Origin of the sequence: Aquimarina macrocephali, assembly GCF_051627225.1 — a bacterium.
Classification (GTDB): Bacteria; Bacteroidota; Bacteroidia; order Flavobacteriales; family Flavobacteriaceae; genus Aquimarina; species Aquimarina macrocephali.
In genome coordinates, this window is record NZ_CP151795.1 from 2,775,496 (window position 1) to 2,793,602 (window position 18,107).

Below are 18,107 nucleotides of genomic sequence, written 5' to 3' on the forward strand. Positions count from 1 at the left end.
GTGTGATTTCGTTTTGTTTTTATAAACTTTCTCTTATTTCTAAAGAAATAGATTTATTTTAGTGACCTATATGAAAAAATTGTTTGCATTCATTGTATGTTATTTGTTTGTGTTTCTTTCTTCGGGACAGGAGACGCAGCAGGATTCTACTCAAGAAATAGAAATAGATTCTTTATATCGAGAAGATCAGTTTTACGTAGGAGTAACATTTAACCTGTTACTTAATAAACCAAAAGGTGTAAGTCAATCTGGTTTTTCGGGAGGGCTACATTTGGGGTTTATACGGGATATGCCAATCAATAAAAGACGTAATGTTGCTATAGGTCTGGGAGTTGGCTATTCATTAAATGTGTATAATCAGAATTTATTTATAGGAGAACAAGAAAATACAGAACAGAGTATATTTAGTAGTTTAGAAGGTATCGATTACAGTACTAATAGATTTACCACGCATTTGGTAGAGGCTCCTTTTGAGTTTAGATGGCGTACATCTACTCCTCAAACCCATAAATTTTATAGGATTTATACGGGCGTTAGAGTGGGATACCTGTATTCTTTTAAATCTAATTTTAAACAACCAGGAAATAGGGTAAGGCAAACAAAATTGGATGAATTAAATCGATGGAGAGTGGGAGCAACGTTCACTTTTGGATGGAATACCTTTAATTTTCATTTCTACTATAGTTTAAATACCTTATTCAATAGTGATGCTGTAATTCAGGGAGAACCTGTAGGATTGAATACTGCAAAAATAGGATTGATGTTTTATATTTTATAGCCAGAAATTTGCTAAAGTAAGTTGTGGAATTATTCCTATTAGAAACCCAAGGATTAATTCTAGATTACTATGTGCTTTGCAGTGTAATCTGGATGTGGCTACCAGTCCATTAAAAATCATCAACATGGCTATTAGAATAGTTAAATTAAGCCCAAAATGAATACTTAGTGCAACGGTAAACATGGTAATTCCACTAATACCAATCATATGTAAACTTGCTTTTATATTAAACAATACCATGAAAATTGCACTTAATGACGAAAACAGAATTCCTAAAAAGAAAAAATATAACTCGGGATAATGATATACATCAATGACCATTTTGATAACCACTATAAGTAAAATGGATTGTAGTAATAGTGGAATTTTACGCTGTTTTACGTTTTCGAGATGTATTGAGGTGATGGTTCCTGTACTTTTTAATAAAAAGAATAATACAATGGGTATTAGAATAGTAAGAATAATTAATCCAAAGACTTTGGCTCTAATAATCTCGATAGGAATAAATCTTGGAGCGGTACTAAAATAAATTATAGCGCCCAAAAGGGGCATCAATAATGGATGTAAAATATAAGAAACACTTCTAAGAAAAAAATTCATTAAATTTTCTTTCGTAGTCTGGCAACAGGAATATCTAATTGTTCCCTGTATTTGGCTACAGTTCTTCTGGCTATAGGATATCCTTTCTCTTTAAGGATTTTGGCAAGCTTTTCATCCGTAAGGGGCTTTTTCTTGTCTTCTTCACCTATAGTTATTTCCAGTATTTTTTTAATTTCTCTAGTAGAAACTTCTTCACCTTGATCATTGGTCATTGATTCAGAAAAGAACTCTTTGATAAGTTTTGTTCCATAAGGAGTATCAACATATTTACTATTTGCTACTCTTGAAACGGTGCTTACATCCATAGAGATCTCATCGGCAATGTCTTTTAAAATCATTGGTTTAAGATTTCTTTCGTCTCCACTAAGGAAATAACTTTTTTGATAGTGCATTATTGCACTCATAGTAATAAAAAGTGTCTGCTGTCTTTGTTTTACAGCTTCGATAAACCATTTTGCAGCATCTAATTTTTGTTTGATAAACATAACAGCATCCTTTTGTGATTTCGACTTTTCTTTACTGGCTTTATACCCCTGAAGCATGTTGTTGTATTCTCTGGATACATGAAGTTCTGGAGCATTACGACCGTTTAAAGTCAGCTCAAGTTCTCCATCTGCGATTCTGATTGTAAAGTCGGGAACTACATGTTCAATCAAGCGATTGTTTCCTGCATAGGCTCCTCCCGGTTTAGGATTAAGATGTTCAATTTCATCAATTGCTTCTTTTAGCTGTTCTTCAGTAATGTCAAATTTCACTAAAAGTTTATCATAATGCTTTTTGCTAAAATGATCAAATGCTTTTTTTAGGATTCCTGAAGCTAATTTTATTGGGATGGTAGTTTCTTTTCTATCCAGCTGAATCCAAAGACATTCTTGTAAATTACGAGCGCCAACACCTGCGGGATCCAGTTGATGAACAATTTGTAAGATATTTTCTATTTTTTCTTCGGTAGTATATACGTTTTGAGTAAAAGCTAAATCATCTAAAATATCAGATAAAGACCTTCTTATATAACCGCTTTCATCAACACTGCCAACAAGAAATTCAGCTATTTCTCTTTCTTCATCATTAAATCGATAGGTGTTTAATTGATTAACCAAGTGTTGATGGAATGATGTCCCGGAGGCATAGGGAACACTTTTTTCCTCATCATCAGCACTGTAATTGTTAGAACTAAGCCTGTAACTAGGAATCTCATCATCACTAAGATATTCATCAACATTGATATCTGCCTCTATTTTTTCGGTTCCATAGTCTTCTTCTGCAGAGTTTTCATTACTAAACGCATCTTCAAATTCATCCGCTTTATCTTTTCCACTATCAAGAGCAGGGTTTTCTTCCATCTCCTGTTTCAAACGTTGTTCGAATGCTTGCGTAGGAAGTTGAATCAACTTCATGAGTTGAATCTGCTGTGGAGAAAGTTTTTGAGAAAGCTTAAAATTTAATTGTTGTTTTAGCATAAAAAATTGTCAATGTTCTTCTACTTACAAAAATAAACAAAAAACACTGTTTTTAAAGAAGTATAAGATGGTTAGTTTATTTAAAAAATGCTATAAAACCATAATTGGGATGATTTTATTTTTCGATGTAATCAATAAACGGGCCAAAAGTAATTATAATATGTAATAAACGATATTTTTTAGGATATAAACCGGTCAATGTTGTTTGATTATGGAAAAGATTTGAAATTCCCAGCCATACTACGATTGTCGAAGTGTTTTCAGATCTATGATCGGCAGGTTTAATTAGAGATTAGATTCCCAGATCACACTCTGTAGAGTAGCGGGTAGGAGATTGTATTTAGACAAACTCAGCAGGATTATGAAAATAATAATTTTCGAACCTTTAATAGAATTAAGGTACAAAACAAAATGTGTATCCCTCTTTTTGATGTTTTTTTATACATGTGTATGCAGAAATCCGAGACAAAGGATATTATACATGGAGAAAAAAGAAAACACTAAGGAACAAATAATTTACTTTTAATAGCATAAATAACCAAACCTGTTCTGTTTTTAAGGCTTAGTTTTTCAAAAATAGAATCTCGATATCCTTCAATTGTTTTTGGGCTTAAACACATGTCGTTTGCAATTTCTTTATAGGTTTTCTCGGTACAGGCGTGTTTAATAAATTCTACTTCTCGATCTTTGAGTACTACATTATTTTCTTCTTTAGGATTTAGGGAGCCTAGTAGTAAATTAGTTACATCTTTTGTGTGGTAGAAACCCGTTTCCTGTACCTGGATAAGCGCATTTTCCAGGATGCTTTTTTCAGTGTCTTTTAAGAGATATCCTTTTGCGCCTGCTCTAAGCATTTTAAGAATCGTACTTTCATCTTCTTCTACAGAGAGTGCTAATACCTTAACTTGTGGGTATTGTTCTTTTAATGCTGCTGTAGTTTCAATCCCATTCATAATAGGCATGTTGATATCCATAAGTACAATATCAGGGATGTTTTTAGGATCTTTAAATCGGGTAAGTAATTCTTTACCGTTTTTACAGATATATAGAATTTTAAATTTAGCGAATCCATTAACTAACCCAGATAATGCCTGGGATAGTAAAATATGATCTTCTACAATTACTACTGAGTATTTCATGATTGACAATACTTATTATTTGTGTGAATAGTTTTCTTTACAAAGTTAGTTAACTTCATTGTCTAAAGCCATCGAACTTTCTTTTTTATATGGATAGGTTAGTGTTATTGCTGTTCCTTTTCCTTTTTGCGATGTTATTTGTACAGTGGCATCGATTAATCTCCCTCTATTTTGCATATTACTTAATCCTATCCCTCTTTTGGTTGGGCAGTCTATCTGATCAAAACCAACACCGTTATCTTTTGCATGGATTACTAACTTATCGGCATCATAATGTACATCTACATCCAGATTTGTAGCTTTAGAATGTTTGATAGTATTCGTAAAGAATTCTTGCAATATTCTAAAGATGATGATCTCGGCCTTATCATCAAGTACTTCTATCTCTTCATTACTGGTGATTGCAGCTTTAATAAACTGCATGCGGTTAAATCGCTCTATTTCTAATGTTATGGCTTCTGTGAGGCTTAAGCTTTTTATAGTATCTGGGTTTATCAATTTTGATAATGATCTCAGTTCTGTAAGACTTTTGGTTATGGTCTCGGTAACCTCTTCTAATTTCTTAGGATCATCTTGCGCTATATTTACTTGTATTTTGGCCAGCGTAAGTAGCTGGCCAATATTATCATGTAACTCCCAACTAATGTTGCGCAATGTCTCTTCTCTGATCTCGATCTGGGTCTCTGCAATAGCTCTTTCAAACTTTTTCTCTGCTTCCTTTTGTTGTAACAAGAGACTGTTCTTTCTTTTTTGAAAGATTAAAAAGAGAGAAATCATAATTACAATAATAACTACAAGTATAATACTTGCTATTAATATAGCTGTTTCTTGTCGCTCCATATAAAACCTATAATATAACAGATATAATTTAGTACTATTAACACATAAAAAAGGGAAAATAAAATGGTTATAGATTCTTTTTCAACATAATATTTGATTGCTATTCTAAAAGGAATATTTCCTACATAAAAAATGAGGAGGCCTATACTAATCCAAAAAAAAAGATTTTTTTTAATATACAAAATACGTTTACTATTTAATATTTCGATAAAATATAAAGTAGTTTGTAAAATAAATAAAAGTGAAGCTGTAATAAATGGAATAGATTGAAAATCAGTTGTGTAATTTTCATAAAATCCTCCAATTATAAAGGCTAACATGTAAATAACGATAAATACATAAATTGCTTTTTTCTTTTTAGGATCTCTTAGTATTTTAAAATATAAAGATGATAAATATATAAAACTTAAAAAAAAGTAAGTATTAAATAAAATAGCATTATTAGTTACTATTTCAAAAAACTCCCTTAATATATAGGCAGAGTAATCAAGTATAACGGTTATCCATAAATAGATTAAGAAATTTCTTAATACAGAATCTTTATATTTATAAAAATATATAGTGCCAATTATAGAACATAGAAGCCCCATAAATAGTGTCGAGAAATCTCTAAGAAATGTAAAAAAATCTATACTCATTATGTTATTTAGCTTTAGTTCTAATGAATGTCATATGGTGGAGGACTTTGTTGGCCGCCTCCATTTTTTCCTTGACTTTCGTAATGATGATCTGCAAAAAGGCTTAAAAATGAAAGCATAGAAGCCTCACTTTTTTGAGCTTTTCTTTTTTCTATTCCGATAATATCTTTTAAAAATACAGGAGTCACATTGTTTCCATCTCTTTCGAGTGCGTATGCAAGGGCAATTTTTTCCCCTCCGATTATAGTATCTATAGTAGGGTTAAAAAACAACATTTGTTTTCCTTTATTTTTACCAGGTTTATCATTCTTGTATTTTCCATAATAGAATCGTAGTCCAGAGATTCTGATATCGGCATCTACGGAGTTTTTTTCTATAAAATGGAAATAGTTTTTTAAATCCTGATAGTTGAATGTTATCGATCTAACTGCTTCAAAACCTGGAATTATTTTTTTGATTGAATCTTCAATATGATGGGCACGCTCATCATAATTATAATATAGTTCTCCCATTTCTTTAGTCTCAAGCATATCCATTGGGGATCCATTAGGAGGATAAGGCTCTTCTTGATTTTTTGATCTTTCACATGTGCTGATCAAAAAAGTAAGTATTGCAGTAATAATAATAACAATGGGGTATCCGATAAAGTTAGTTTTTTTGTCCATTTTTTTAGGTTTATTAAGATGTTTGTTATTGTTTCGACCCCCTGCCGAAAATAGATTAGTTAAATCTTTTGATTTGCATTAATGTGTTTCCCAGAATTAAAAATACTATTATTCTGTAGTTTTAAAAAAGTAATGGCGCGTTTTGTTGAAATAAAAAGGAGTCAAACTCTTGGTAATAAGTGTTTTTGGGGTTGTTGTTGAGGTTTTGGAGTATATGTGAGTTTTGAAAAAAGGGGGTTTTACCCCTTTCTAAAAAAGGGATTCGACTCTTTTGTAGTGTTAAAAATTCTTGTTACCCATGTATAAAGAGAGTGAGTGTGCTCTCTGTAAGAAACGAACATGGATTTTATAGAAAGAATATTAAAATGATTTATTTGCAGCAGATACTTTATTAATTGTAGTCCGTTTTTAGAGCATTGTTTTTGCCCATAATAACTATCAGGAGACTGTTTTTCTATGAATTAGAAACCCGGTGATAAAACAGCTATTCATAATAATAGTAAAAATACTATTTAGGATAAACAGCGTTGAGAAATCATTATGGTTTGCATAATAATCTCTTACAATACGAAAAGGCATTTTTCCTATATAATAAATTAATAACCCAACACTAATCCAAAACAAGAGATCTTTAGTGCTTTTCTGGATTTGTTCTGATTTTAGTAACTCTGCAAAATAAAAAATAATAGAAGTCATTAATAGAAATGCGCCTAGGAGAAACGGTATACTTTGTAATTGATTTAGATAATTTTCATAGGACCCACTTATAAAAAGAGTGATTATATAAAGTATCGTAAAATACATGATAAAGCGTTTACTCGTTTTTTCTTTGGTATACTGGTGGTATATAAAAAATAGAAATAAGAAAGTAATAGAGGTAGATATGTTATACAGTATTAGGTTGTTAGAATTAGGAAACCAATGTCTTGTATTATAACCAATAATATCATTGATAAAGATATAAATAAGAAAAATAGAAAACCATTTTAACAGACCTTTTGCCTTATAGCTAAACAAAAAAAATAGCCCAATAAGTGCAGCAATACACTCGCTACCAAAAGCAACTTTTCTCAATACTATTAGAAGCTCTATTTTATTGTCCATATTCTGGAGGGGTTGCTCCTAGCTCGTTGGCAATAAGACTAAATTTATCATCGTTATTTATTTTCCCTAAAAAGGATACATCATCTGTCTTACCACGACTTCGTCTTAAATGACTAAATCCGTTATTTTTATCTAACAATTTTACTTTACCTTCATTGTTAAGTGTATATCCTATTTGTAAAATACGATTGTGATATTTTTTTTCTAGAGTAGGAGCAATGAAGATAGTTTGATGCCTTGCGTTTATGTCACTTCCGGTAGAGGAAACATATGTATTGGGATATAATGCGAAGTAGAAACGTAGTCCAGTTGTTGTTACGCCTGCTCTTTGTGATAACTCATCGACATATGATAAATAACTGCGTAATTCAGAAATTTCATAAAACATGGATCTTGTGGGTTTAAAAGAACCGTCGTTTGAATTGGAATTAACAACTTCGCTAATTAAATCGGCTCTATCATCATAGGCCTTATATATTCTTTGTGCTTGTGCAAAGCTGATAATATTTTTTGGCCTACGTTGATGAGATTTTTCTTGACCTAGTTTTCCTTCTAAATCTTTAATTTTCGTTTCTAAGGTTTCGATTTTTCTTATATATTCTTCTTCCTCAAGAACTTCTATAGTTGAGTCCTGTTGGCAGGAATGTAAAAAGAATAAGCTAGTAGTTAATGTTAGGAATAGGGCATACCATTTACTGCTGTACATTGGATTTTTCATGACGATTACTTTTGGTTAACATATTATTATTTTCCAATGTAAGAGTCTTCGTGTTAGGTTTTAAGAATACTCATGATATTGAAAGTCTATTTTGGATAATGTGTTGATATATAGAGGTGTATCTAAAATAGATTTTCAAAAATACAACTTATTATGATCTGAGTATGAGATTATTTCTTGTAATGTGTAGAAAAATAAGTTACTCCGTTTATCGAGGAGAGAAAAACACCTTATTTTGGCTTTATTCTTACAACACAAGCTCCATTTTGATATTACTTCGCTGATAGGGAGGTTGATCCTCTAGAGGAATTTCTTGAAAACCATATTTACTATAAATGTAGATTGCATTTTCTAAAATTCTATTAGAGTATAAAAGTAATTTTTCCCAACCTTGAGTTGTAGAAAATTCAATACAAAATTCTAGTAATTGCTGTCCGATTTTTTGACCTTGAAATTTTGGAGAAACAGCCATTTTTCCTAATTCATAAATACCTTCTTCGACTTGGATTAATGAAAAAGTACCGGCTATGGTATTGTCTGTTTTTGCAAAAAAAATGAAGCCACCTTGGTTGATAATAGTGTGCTCACATTGTTCTAATAGATCAGCATCATGCGGTTCTACTACAAAATATTTTTCTAGCCATTCTATATTAAGAGCTGCGAAGTCTTTTGCATATTTTGGGTCAAAAGGAATGATAGAAGTGTTCATAGCGATATTAAAACTTTAAAATTTGTGATTAGCCTTACGATTTGAATATCAATCAATGTGTAAGATCATTATTGTATTTTGGATTAAACCAGGCCATATGAATAGGAGTCTCTATACTATGATCAAGATTCTTAATTTTTTGATTGTGTTTTCCTTCATTTATAAATCCTAGTTTTTCATAAAATTGAACGGTATTTGTATTGTTCTCTCGAACGAATAATTCAACGCGAAGGATATGAGGATATGATGTTTTGATTTTGGTTAAAAAACTGGTGAAAAGCAATTTTCCGAGACCTTGTCCCTGAAATTCTGGGTTAACAACAATGGTAAGATCTGTTAATATATGCCTGAATGCAGAAATAGGTATGCGATATGCATGGATTTCTGCGATGATCTGATGTTCATGTTTTGGATGAGGAATTGCTAATATCAAACCATCAGATATACTTTTATGTACAAAGTCTTGTATGTAGTCTATAGTGATTTCGTTTGATACTCGTATAATCCCACCAGGTTGTTCACCAATCTTTTTATAAAGCTGATAAATATTTTGAATATCTGATATCTGTACTGCTCTTACTATATGCATTATGGGGTGTACTTTTCTAGTATTTGTTGATGCAATGGTTTTTCTCTTAGTTTGCTTTCGAAATGAGTAACATGATCTGCAAGATTTGTAGATGAGAAGGTTGTTAGTGCTGTTACTTGCTGGTCAATTACTCTCCATAGCGGAATCATAATTTGATGTGTTTCGTTACCTATTTTTGTTAATTGAAATAACTTTTTTCTTTTATCAGATGCATCGATTTTATACTCGACTAAGCCTTTTTCCATTAGTTTTTTTAATGCTTGAGTGATTGCAGGTTGAGTGTAATGTAGTTTTTCCTGTATATCAGTTGTCGTAGTATGACCTTGATCTATTATGATTTTAAAAATTGGAAATAAATATGGGTCAAAGTCAATATTACAAGAAGTATATACAATTTGAATTTCTTTCATCACAAATTCACTTAGGCGTTTTAACCTGGATCCTAAACCTAGTTCTGCGTATTCTTGTAATTTATCTTGCATAAGCATTTATATAAGTACTTATGCAAATGTATGAAATGTTTTTGAATTATTGAAATAGTAGAGTGGCGAAACCTCTAAAAGCTTATTTTTCTGCATACTTATTAAAAAACTTTAAATTCTTGTTTTAATGTATATGACGTGCCATTTCTAAATTTAAATTCTATATGCAATTGCCAAAAAATTCGAGTAGAATTATATTTAAAAAAGGTAGGTAATCCTTTTTTAGGATATGTGATTTCTTTGAGTATGTGATTCTGAAAGGGAGGGTTTATGATAAACCTTTTTGATTGAAAAATTTGTTTCCTGTATGTTGTGGATGAAGTTCCTCTATTATCAATTACTTCTTCATTAATTGTGTAAAATATGGCTATTCCAATAATTTTGCGATGGTTTTTTTCTGGTAATATAAAAACTCTAAAATGTTCTCTGTTTATAGGTTCTCCTTTTATTTGAACCTTTCCGAGTATGCCTATGCTTATATATTTGTATAGACCGTAACCTAATGCGCTAATTCCTATTCCACCAACAATAAAAGAGAAGAAGCCGTATGCTCCAGATAGATAAAATAAAGCAGTTCCTCCAATAATAAAAATACCAAAAAGGATAGGGATATAAGCTGTATGATGACTTATTTCTTTAAAATCAGATATTTCATAGTTTGAATTGTAATTAGAAATGAGTACTCTTTGTTTCTCTATGATTTTTCCATCATAACTTTTTATTAACCTTAGTAACTCTGTGTTTTTTAATAATTGAGTTCTTAATTCAGATTTTGTATTGTCATCAAGTTTGAGTTCTAATATCAAATACCAAACAATTTCAAGATTTTCTCCAGAAAATGAAATTGGAGAGTTAGGTATGTTAAATTCAATTTCATATTCGTAAACTCTGTCTTTAGACCATGTTCTCTGGCCTTCAAGTTGAATAGATTTAGGGAATTCTGATCCTACATTTAATTTGCCTTTTATATCATATTGTAGCCGAAAGTAAGCAGAATAAAAACCTATAGTCTGAAGAGTACTAATATAAATTTTTGTTTTAATTGACTCATTTGTCTGCAATATCCTATTTCCTTCCAGAAATTGATAAGATACTTGGATACTTTCAGTGATAGCCATTTTTTATTGTTTTAAATTGATCATATAAGAAATTTAAAATACCTCTGAAATCGTCTTTAAATTTATGAATTAGTTGTTGAAGGATATCCTCATTTATAATTATATCTTCAGGAAATGCATTGGATGAAATACATATTCTATTTACGATAATAGATTTTAATTCTTCTAATATAATTCCTTTAAAATAGTATGTTTTATAAATTCTACCTGTGGCTGAAAATTCTATATTTTTATTTCTATGACCTGTTATTACATAGGAAGTCTTCTTTTGCTTCCATAAGGACAGTCTTTTAAACAATGGGATTCGATGAATACTATCTATGAAAACAATTTTGGTCTGAAAATCTCTAACATTTTTATGAATTCTATCCAAATAATATATATCTGAGCTGTTAAATTGCTGGTGTAATGCGGAGAGGTGCGTCGTCTTTCCTCTTCCTTTTTTTCCTACAAATTGAATAATAATTGGTTTTTCGTTTTGAAGAAGTTCTATCCATTCTTGAATTGAATGTTTTGGTTCTAAAACCATCAGAATTTCATCATTAGTAATTCCTCCAAAAGGATTATGGTAATATTCAATGTCTTTATTTGTGATTAGTTTGTGGTAATCAATTTTCATTAAAGGAAAATTTTATAACCCAAAAATACATTCTAACAAAAAATAAGAGTAACAAAATTCATGAGAATTTACTTCTATACCTTCTGAATTCGAGTTGGATATTTTTAAATGACAGAATATTTAGTTACTTTAACTTTTAAACATTTCATCAGATGGTAATGGAGATTCGGGGGTGTCTAATTTTTTAGTAGTATTATATCCATTTTTATCTACAGTTAATAACCAATAATCTTTAAAAACAGATCTATAACAAATCTCAATTGTTATCTTTTCTCGATGATTATACAGCCAACGTGCCAAGTTTGGATCATGTATAAGTCGTAACCAATAATAATTTTCATTTGCAGATAAAACAGTATTGTAAATGGTTTTATTAGAAATAGATGTGCTAATAGAATCCGGAACATTTATTTTATCAAATAAATCTGCCCAACTACGGATGTAGACACTATCATAAGTAACTCGAACTCCTTCAACAAGAGCGGGACCAGTACCTTTATTATGTATTTTAATCTTTAAAGATTCTAATTTTTTATCGATCCAATTGAGATCCGTCTCGATTGATAGTCTTGGCCATGCATTAGCTTTGGTTTGCTCTAGTAGAATTTCTGTTTGATCGCTCATAATACTAGCTTGCTTCATATACACAAAAAGAGCAGAAAAACTTGCAATAAGTACTCCAATAGCTATAATTAAATTAGGATCTATCTTTTTTTTCATTTTCATTAGGGTTTATTGCATACTTGGAGCAATATAAGAAATCCACATTACTTCTTTAATCCCTGTGTGTATACATTTGTCTTTGAGGAAAGCTAAACGGTGTAGTATGGTTTCAATACTTAGAGAAATTGATGATTTGTTCAGAATACTCACCTAATAAAAGTCCGATAGAATTTAATGACCCTTCAAGTTCATTAAGATCTAGGTTTGCTATTTGTAGTGTATCCCTAAAAATTACTTTATCACCGGTTTCGTCTAGTACAAAAGCTCCATGTATGATATCTCTATTTTTTTGTAATAAACTACGGTAAACGACTTCATTTTTATTTTTGATAGTGCAGATGTGTTGTTCCATTATTAAAATGGGTGGTGCAACTCCAAGAATCATATTTTTAATTCCTTCGGTTTCTTTGCTGATCATAATAATACCTTCCCTATTGTTTTCATGGATAATATCATATTTAAGCTGTAGTAAATATTTTTTTACTACTTGATAATGATCTTGCATTAGATGATTTTTTGATAAATGAATAATTATGTGTGACTGATTTTCTTTAGTATATCAATATTACAAAAAGTCGCACAACTTTTCTGCAATATCTTTGGCTAAATTAACTAGATAAAATATAAGAGTGATCATGGGTATGAATGATTTAAGTTAATAATTAGATGTTGTGCTAAGATTTTTAGTATAATCCTCATTGTTTCTTAGGAAAAGAATGAAATAGTGAAGTATTTCTACTAAAATTAGCTTTTTAATAGAATATTAGCTAATATTGTTAGTGTAAATGTACAACTATTTTTTATAATTGCAAATAAAATTAGCAAAAATGTCTTTTTTCGGAAAAAATATAAAAAAAATACGTGGAGTGAAAGGTTTAAGTCAACAAGCCTTTGCTGAGCTTTTTGAGCTAAAGAGAGGTACATTGGGAGCATATGAGGAGGGTAGAAGTGAACCAAAAATAGAAACAATTATTAAAATTGCTAACTATTTTAGCATTGCGATAGATGATTTATTAACAAATGAACTTACCGTAAATCAACTTCTAAAGTTTAAAGGAGATCTTACTACGTATGCAGAAGATGTGAAACGAGAAAAGTTTGCAATCGTCCCATGTATAACAGAAAGTACAGCCAATGATTATATTACTTTATATAATACAGAAGGTTTTATTAAAGAATTACCAACTATGCAATTACCAGTAAATCCAACTAAAGAGTTTAGAGGATATACTGTAAGTAGTCTCGAGATGACATCACATGATAAAGGTTTTTATCCAAAGGATGTTGTAATAGGAGAAAAAGTTCCTCCTACAGTGATTAAAAAACTGAATAATGGTACGCTGGTTTTTGTAGTTGTCGAGAATAAACTAATCTTTAGAAGGCTATATGTTATAAAAGGTAATGCAGTACTAAGGGCCGATCATAAAAATATTGAAGATTCATCATTCCCTTTATCCGAGATCAAAGAATTGTGGAGAGTGCGATACGCATTTTTTAGACGTATACCAGAATTTGGTGACCTAGTTGAAGATAAATTGTTGTTGATAGAGCAGGAGCTATTACGAATGAAAGAGAAACTTAGATAGTTTTGTAATTTATCTCAATCCAAAGAGCTTTTGGATACCTCACCTTTTTTAGAGAACACTCATACTTTATGTTCTAATTCATAGGTATCAATTATTTTCTGTATTGTATTTAATATTTAAATTTGGTATCTTGATCTATCCTATTTATGATGATAGATTAAAAACTCTCTTATCATAAATATCTATTCCAAAATAAATTGTTAACAATGTTAGAGTTTTTGGCTAATTTATGCTCTGCATTATATCGATAAGAACAATACTTTCTATATCTAATTAATCCAATACTGTTACCCCAATTATGTATACTATTAAAATAGTTGTAGAGGTCGGGAGGTATAGATGAGTTTTCAATCAAACATAAAATTGAAGATGAGTTAGCTACTACATGCCAGGTGCAACAAGAATTAAAATAGATTTATTTAGTTAGAGGTATTGTATTTCTTTTAATGAGTATAATAAACCCATTTGGCTTTTTTATAAGAGGATTTAATAGTTTAATAGATTTTATATATTAAAAATATAAAAACAATAATATTTTATTATCATAAATTTGAAAGAGCATAAGAACAAATAATCATCTAATAAAATCTACAGCAAATGGAAAATAAAAACCTCAAGAGTGCAGAATCTCACGACTCAAATCATCATGATAATGGTGAGAGCGGGTGTCCTTTTATGAATGGTACACTAAAACAAGGTGCAGGCACAGGAACTTCTAATCGTGATTGGTGGCCGAATCAATTGAACTTAAATATTCTTCGTCAACATTCTTTATCATCCAACCCTATGGGGGAAGAATTTAGTTATAGTAAAGAGTTCAAATCTCTTGATCTTAAAGCAATAAAGAAAGATCTTTTTGAACTTATGACTGATTCTCAGGAATGGTGGCCTGCCGATTATGGTCATTATGGCCCTCTTTTTGTGCGTATGGCATGGCATAGTGCCGGTACTTATCGAATTTCTGATGGTCGAGGTGGTGCCGGTTCGGGAACCCAGCGTTTTGCACCATTAAACAGTTGGCCAGATAATGTTAATCTGGATAAAGCACGTTTGTTATTGTGGCCAATTAAACAGAAATATGGTAAGAAAATTTCCTGGGCAGATCTTATGATTCTTACTGGTAATTGTGCTTTAGAATCTATGGGCTTTAAGACTTTTGGTTTTGGCGGAGGACGTGAGGATGTTTGGGAACCTGAACAAGATATTTATTGGGGAGCCGAAACCGAGTGGTTAGGTGATAAACGTTACACAGGTGACCGAGAGTTAGAGAATCCTCTGGGTGCTGTTCAGATGGGATTGATCTATGTAAATCCCGAAGGGCCTAATGGAAATCCTGATCCAATTGCTTCGGCTCATGACATTCGTGAAACTTTTGGTCGGATGGCGATGAATGATGAAGAAACAGTTGCTCTTATTGCTGGTGGACATACGTTTGGTAAAACCCATGGTGCTGCCGATCCAGATAAATATGTAGAGAGAGAACCAGCCGCTGCTGGTATTGAGGAACAAAATTTGGGATGGAAAAATAACTTTGGAAGCGGTAATGCAGGAGATACAATATCCAGTGGATTAGAAGGAGCATGGACCAGTACTCCTACAAAATGGAGTAATAACTTCTTCTGGAATCTATTTGGCTACGATTGGGAGTTGACCAAGAGTCCCGCAGGCGCACATCAATGGATACCAAAACATGGAGCTGGGGGCGATAGTGTACCAGATGCACACGACTCTTCTAAACGTCATGCGCCAATTATGCTTACAACAGACCTTGCTTTACGAATGGACCCTGCTTATGAGAAAATTTCTAGACGTTTTTATGAAAATCCTGATGAGTTTGCAGATGCATTTGCTCGGGCATGGTATAAGTTAACACATCGTGATATGGGGCCTATTGCAAGATATCTTGGCCCAGAAGTGCCTAAGGAAGAGTTAATTTGGCAAGATCCGATCCCAAAAACTACCGATACATTAATAGATGATCAAGATATTGCCAGCCTAAAAAACAAAATACTTTCTTCGGGGCTATCAGTTTCTCAATTAGTATCCACTGCCTGGGCCTCAGCATCCACATTCCGTGGTTCTGATAAGCGTGGCGGTGCAAATGGTGCACGTATCCGCCTTACTCCACAAAAGAATTGGGAAGTAAATAATCCAGCTCAGTTAGCCGATGTATTAAAAACCTTAGAAAGTATTCGACAAGAATTTAATAGCTCAAAATCTGGAGACAAGAAAATTTCATTAGCAGATTTGATAGTCTTGGGAGGAGCTGCTGGAGTAGAAGAAGCAGCAACCAATGCCGGACATAAGGTTACTGTACCTTTTTCACCTGGGAGAGCCGATGCGCTACAAGAACAAACCGACGTAGAATCCTTCTCTGTTCTGGAACCTGTTGCCGATGGATTTCGTAACTATAAGAAAACAAAGTCCTCTATATCTGCAGAAGAAATGTTAGTAGACAGAGCTCAATTATTAACATTAACTGTACCTGAGATGACTGTACTTATAGGAGGTCTTAGAGTATTGAACACGAACTTTGATCAATCCCAACATGGAGTTTTTACTCAGCGTCCTGAGGTGCTTACGAATGACTTCTTTATCAACTTACTTGATTTAGGAACCACTTGGAAAGCAACTTCAGATGCTCAGGAAGTATTTGAAGGATGTGATCGTACTACGGGAGAAGTGAAATGGACAGGTACTCGAGCAGATCTCATATTTGGTTCTAACTCAGAACTACGTGCTCTTGCCGAGGTTTATGCTTGTGAAGACTCTAAAAAGAAGTTTGTAGATCATTTTGTTGCAGCTTGGTGTAAAGTTATGGATCTTGATCGATTCGATTAAACATAATAATAGTAATACATTATAAGGAGATTAAAGCAACGGGTGGTTTGTTACTAGGCCACCTGTTATTTTAATCATAAGTAATAGATACATAATACATCATGAAAGATATTTTTAATTTCATTCGATCTGAAGAACTAGGAGGAGTAAAAACGCTTTTAAATAGTAATCCTGAAGTTGTGAACTCAAAAGACTCCAGAGGTTCTACTCCCTTGCTATTAGCATCTTATTATGGTCTTGAAGATATAACTAAAGAAATTCTAAAATGCTCTCCGGATATCGATATAAAAGATGGCTCTGGAAATACGGCATTAATGGGAGTTTGTTATAAAGGGCATTACAATATTGCGAAATTACTTATAGAATCTGGAGCAGATGTAAATCAAAAAAATAGTAATGAAGCTACTGCACTAATTTATGCAGCGACTTTTGGTCAAAAAGAAATTATTAAATTATTAGTAGAAAACGGAGCTGATATTTCTCCTAGAGATAACCGTGGATTTACAGCAGAAATGCATGCAAAAAATCAGGGTTTAGAGATTTCCGAATTATTTAAGCTTACTCAGTGAACAAAAATGACGATATAGAAAGTATAAAATCAGTAAATATTAGATCTATTGATTTTAAAAGGCAATTATTAATGTCCTCTGCTATGGTAGCTATTTTTGAATCTTTCTTAAAAGAAAGTATCGGAAATGAGGTATTAGTGATAAATACTAATATAGGAATGGAGGTATATTATTTTTCTAATAATGACTATAGTACATTTATTAGAGAAAGTATCCTATTATATACACTTACTCAAATAGATCACAAAAAACTTAAATTTAAAAATAATCAAAATAGAGAAGAAGTATATCAAAGTTTTTGCCAAGCATTAATTACATTTTCTCAATATCCTCAAATCTTTTTGGCGTACGCCAAAAAGTTTATTCATCTCAAAGAAAAAAACAAATCGAGCACATTTGTGATTCCCATTTTAAATCGTTTTTTTGAAGAAGTGCTTAAAGTGCTCTTGAAGACAGGTAAAATACCACATTACGAAAAGATAAAAAAAGCAAAAAACAAAGCTCAGAAACCTGATCTTGATAAAAGTATTATTGAAAACTTAATTTCTGAAATTTTATTAAAAAAGCATTCTAATTAATCCTATTTTAGAGTCTAAGTTATCCTAATTGTACATTTTTTACATATCAATACGCTATTCAATATTATGAATATGTACACAATTGATAAAAAGCATATATCTTTTATTTTCTTATTTCTATAGCTAAATTGATAGTAGCATGTCAGATTTTGAGGTTTAACTATAGGAAAAAAACTACAATATTGAGATAATGTTTTAAATATCAAGGTTGTGAACAGGGGGAAAAACCCCCTAAAATCACTTGTTTTGTGTTAACACTTGTAGTATTTAACCTTCATTTTTGAGTGAAAAAATGTTAAAATTTCAATGAAAACACCTATTTATCGCCGAAATACATAGTGTTTTGGTGAT

Annotated in this window: 19 protein-coding genes; 5 read left to right on the top strand and 14 right to left on the bottom strand. The window is 31.6% G+C overall.

Features of this window, described 5'->3' with window-relative positions:
- Nucleotides 1–70: 70 nt before the first annotated feature.
- Nucleotides 71–778, top strand: coding sequence for a porin family protein (locus AAFU52_RS12000; RefSeq protein ID WP_438426536.1), 708 nt, complete (start codon nucleotides 71–73; stop codon nucleotides 776–778).
- On the opposite strand, the gene AAFU52_RS12005 is transcribed toward AAFU52_RS12000, so the two are convergent.
- The 14 genes from AAFU52_RS12005 to AAFU52_RS12070 form a co-directional block, all read right to left on the bottom strand.
- Nucleotides 773–1,378, bottom strand: a complete 606-nt coding sequence (locus AAFU52_RS12005; protein WP_024772278.1) for a hypothetical protein — start codon at nucleotides 1,376–1,378, stop codon at nucleotides 773–775. The genes AAFU52_RS12000 and AAFU52_RS12005 overlap by 6 nt on opposite strands.
- Nucleotides 1,378–2,838, bottom strand: coding sequence for an RNA polymerase factor sigma-54 (rpoN, locus tag AAFU52_RS12010; protein ID WP_024772279.1), 1,461 nt, complete (start codon nucleotides 2,836–2,838; stop codon nucleotides 1,378–1,380). Before rpoN ends, AAFU52_RS12005 begins: the two co-directional genes overlap by 1 nt.
- A gap of 500 nt (nucleotides 2,839–3,338) precedes the next feature.
- Entirely contained in the window at nucleotides 3,339–3,980 is a 642-nt protein-coding gene (locus tag AAFU52_RS12015) for a response regulator transcription factor (RefSeq protein ID WP_024772280.1), read from the bottom strand.
- 42 nt (nucleotides 3,981–4,022) lie between these two features.
- On the bottom strand, nucleotides 4,023–4,817 hold the full coding sequence (locus tag AAFU52_RS12020) for a sensor histidine kinase (protein WP_438426537.1): 795 nt from the start codon (nucleotides 4,815–4,817) through the stop codon (nucleotides 4,023–4,025).
- Nucleotides 4,818–5,475: 658 nt separating this feature from the next.
- Entirely contained in the window at nucleotides 5,476–6,120 is a 645-nt protein-coding gene (locus AAFU52_RS12025) for a hypothetical protein (RefSeq protein WP_438426538.1), read from the bottom strand.
- Between the two features lie 438 nt (nucleotides 6,121–6,558).
- Nucleotides 6,559–7,224, bottom strand: a complete 666-nt coding sequence (locus AAFU52_RS12030; RefSeq protein WP_438426539.1) for a hypothetical protein — start codon at nucleotides 7,222–7,224, stop codon at nucleotides 6,559–6,561.
- Nucleotides 7,214–7,930, bottom strand: a complete 717-nt coding sequence (locus tag AAFU52_RS12035) for a hypothetical protein (RefSeq protein WP_152538646.1) — start codon at nucleotides 7,928–7,930, stop codon at nucleotides 7,214–7,216. Before AAFU52_RS12035 ends, AAFU52_RS12030 begins: the two co-directional genes overlap by 11 nt.
- Nucleotides 7,931–8,189: 259 nt before the next feature.
- Nucleotides 8,190–8,651: a GNAT family N-acetyltransferase gene (locus AAFU52_RS12040; RefSeq protein ID WP_024772287.1), complete on the bottom strand. Its 462-nt coding sequence runs from the start codon at nucleotides 8,649–8,651 to the stop codon at nucleotides 8,190–8,192.
- Between the two features lie 52 nt (nucleotides 8,652–8,703).
- A complete protein-coding gene (locus AAFU52_RS12045) occupies nucleotides 8,704–9,240 on the bottom strand; it encodes a GNAT family N-acetyltransferase (RefSeq protein WP_438426540.1) in 537 nt (178 codons plus the stop codon).
- Nucleotides 9,240–9,722 (bottom strand): MarR family winged helix-turn-helix transcriptional regulator, encoded by a 483-nt coding sequence (locus AAFU52_RS12050; protein WP_024772289.1) that lies wholly within the window; start codon nucleotides 9,720–9,722, stop codon nucleotides 9,240–9,242. Before AAFU52_RS12050 ends, AAFU52_RS12045 begins: the two co-directional genes overlap by 1 nt.
- 101 nt (nucleotides 9,723–9,823) lie before the next feature.
- Nucleotides 9,824–10,840 carry a hypothetical protein gene (locus AAFU52_RS12055; RefSeq protein ID WP_438426541.1) on the bottom strand — a complete coding sequence of 339 codons (1,017 nt, stop codon included), beginning with the start codon at nucleotides 10,838–10,840 and terminating at the stop codon, nucleotides 9,824–9,826.
- Nucleotides 10,827–11,459, bottom strand: coding sequence for a hypothetical protein (locus tag AAFU52_RS12060; protein WP_438426542.1), 633 nt, complete (start codon nucleotides 11,457–11,459; stop codon nucleotides 10,827–10,829). Before AAFU52_RS12060 ends, AAFU52_RS12055 begins: the two co-directional genes overlap by 14 nt.
- A 129-nt stretch (nucleotides 11,460–11,588) precedes the next feature.
- Nucleotides 11,589–12,179 carry a hypothetical protein gene (locus AAFU52_RS12065; protein ID WP_438426543.1) on the bottom strand — a complete coding sequence of 197 codons (591 nt, stop codon included), beginning with the start codon at nucleotides 12,177–12,179 and terminating at the stop codon, nucleotides 11,589–11,591.
- 112 nt (nucleotides 12,180–12,291) lie between these two features.
- Nucleotides 12,292–12,687 (bottom strand): hypothetical protein, encoded by a 396-nt coding sequence (locus tag AAFU52_RS12070; RefSeq protein WP_024772291.1) that lies wholly within the window; start codon nucleotides 12,685–12,687, stop codon nucleotides 12,292–12,294.
- Between the two features lie 322 nt (nucleotides 12,688–13,009).
- On the opposite strand from AAFU52_RS12070, the gene AAFU52_RS12075 reads away from it, so the two are divergent.
- The 4 genes from AAFU52_RS12075 to AAFU52_RS12090 all read left to right on the top strand — a co-directional run bounded on the left by AAFU52_RS12075 (nucleotide 13,010) and on the right by AAFU52_RS12090 (nucleotide 17,756).
- Nucleotides 13,010–13,768, top strand: coding sequence for a helix-turn-helix domain-containing protein (locus tag AAFU52_RS12075; RefSeq protein WP_438426544.1), 759 nt, complete (start codon nucleotides 13,010–13,012; stop codon nucleotides 13,766–13,768).
- A 597-nt stretch (nucleotides 13,769–14,365) separates the two neighbouring features.
- Complete coding sequence (gene katG / locus AAFU52_RS12080) at nucleotides 14,366–16,609, top strand: catalase/peroxidase HPI (protein ID WP_438426545.1); 2,244 nt, start codon at nucleotides 14,366–14,368, stop codon at nucleotides 16,607–16,609.
- 101 nt (nucleotides 16,610–16,710) lie between these two features.
- The gene (locus AAFU52_RS12085; RefSeq protein WP_438426546.1) at nucleotides 16,711–17,178 is read left to right on the top strand and encodes an ankyrin repeat domain-containing protein; all 468 of its coding nucleotides are present in this window, start codon (nucleotides 16,711–16,713) and stop codon (nucleotides 17,176–17,178) included.
- A complete protein-coding gene (locus AAFU52_RS12090; RefSeq protein ID WP_438426547.1) occupies nucleotides 17,175–17,756 on the top strand; it encodes a hypothetical protein in 582 nt (193 codons plus the stop codon). Before AAFU52_RS12085 ends, AAFU52_RS12090 begins: the two co-directional genes overlap by 4 nt.
- The last annotated feature ends 351 nt before the right edge of the window (nucleotides 17,757–18,107 follow it).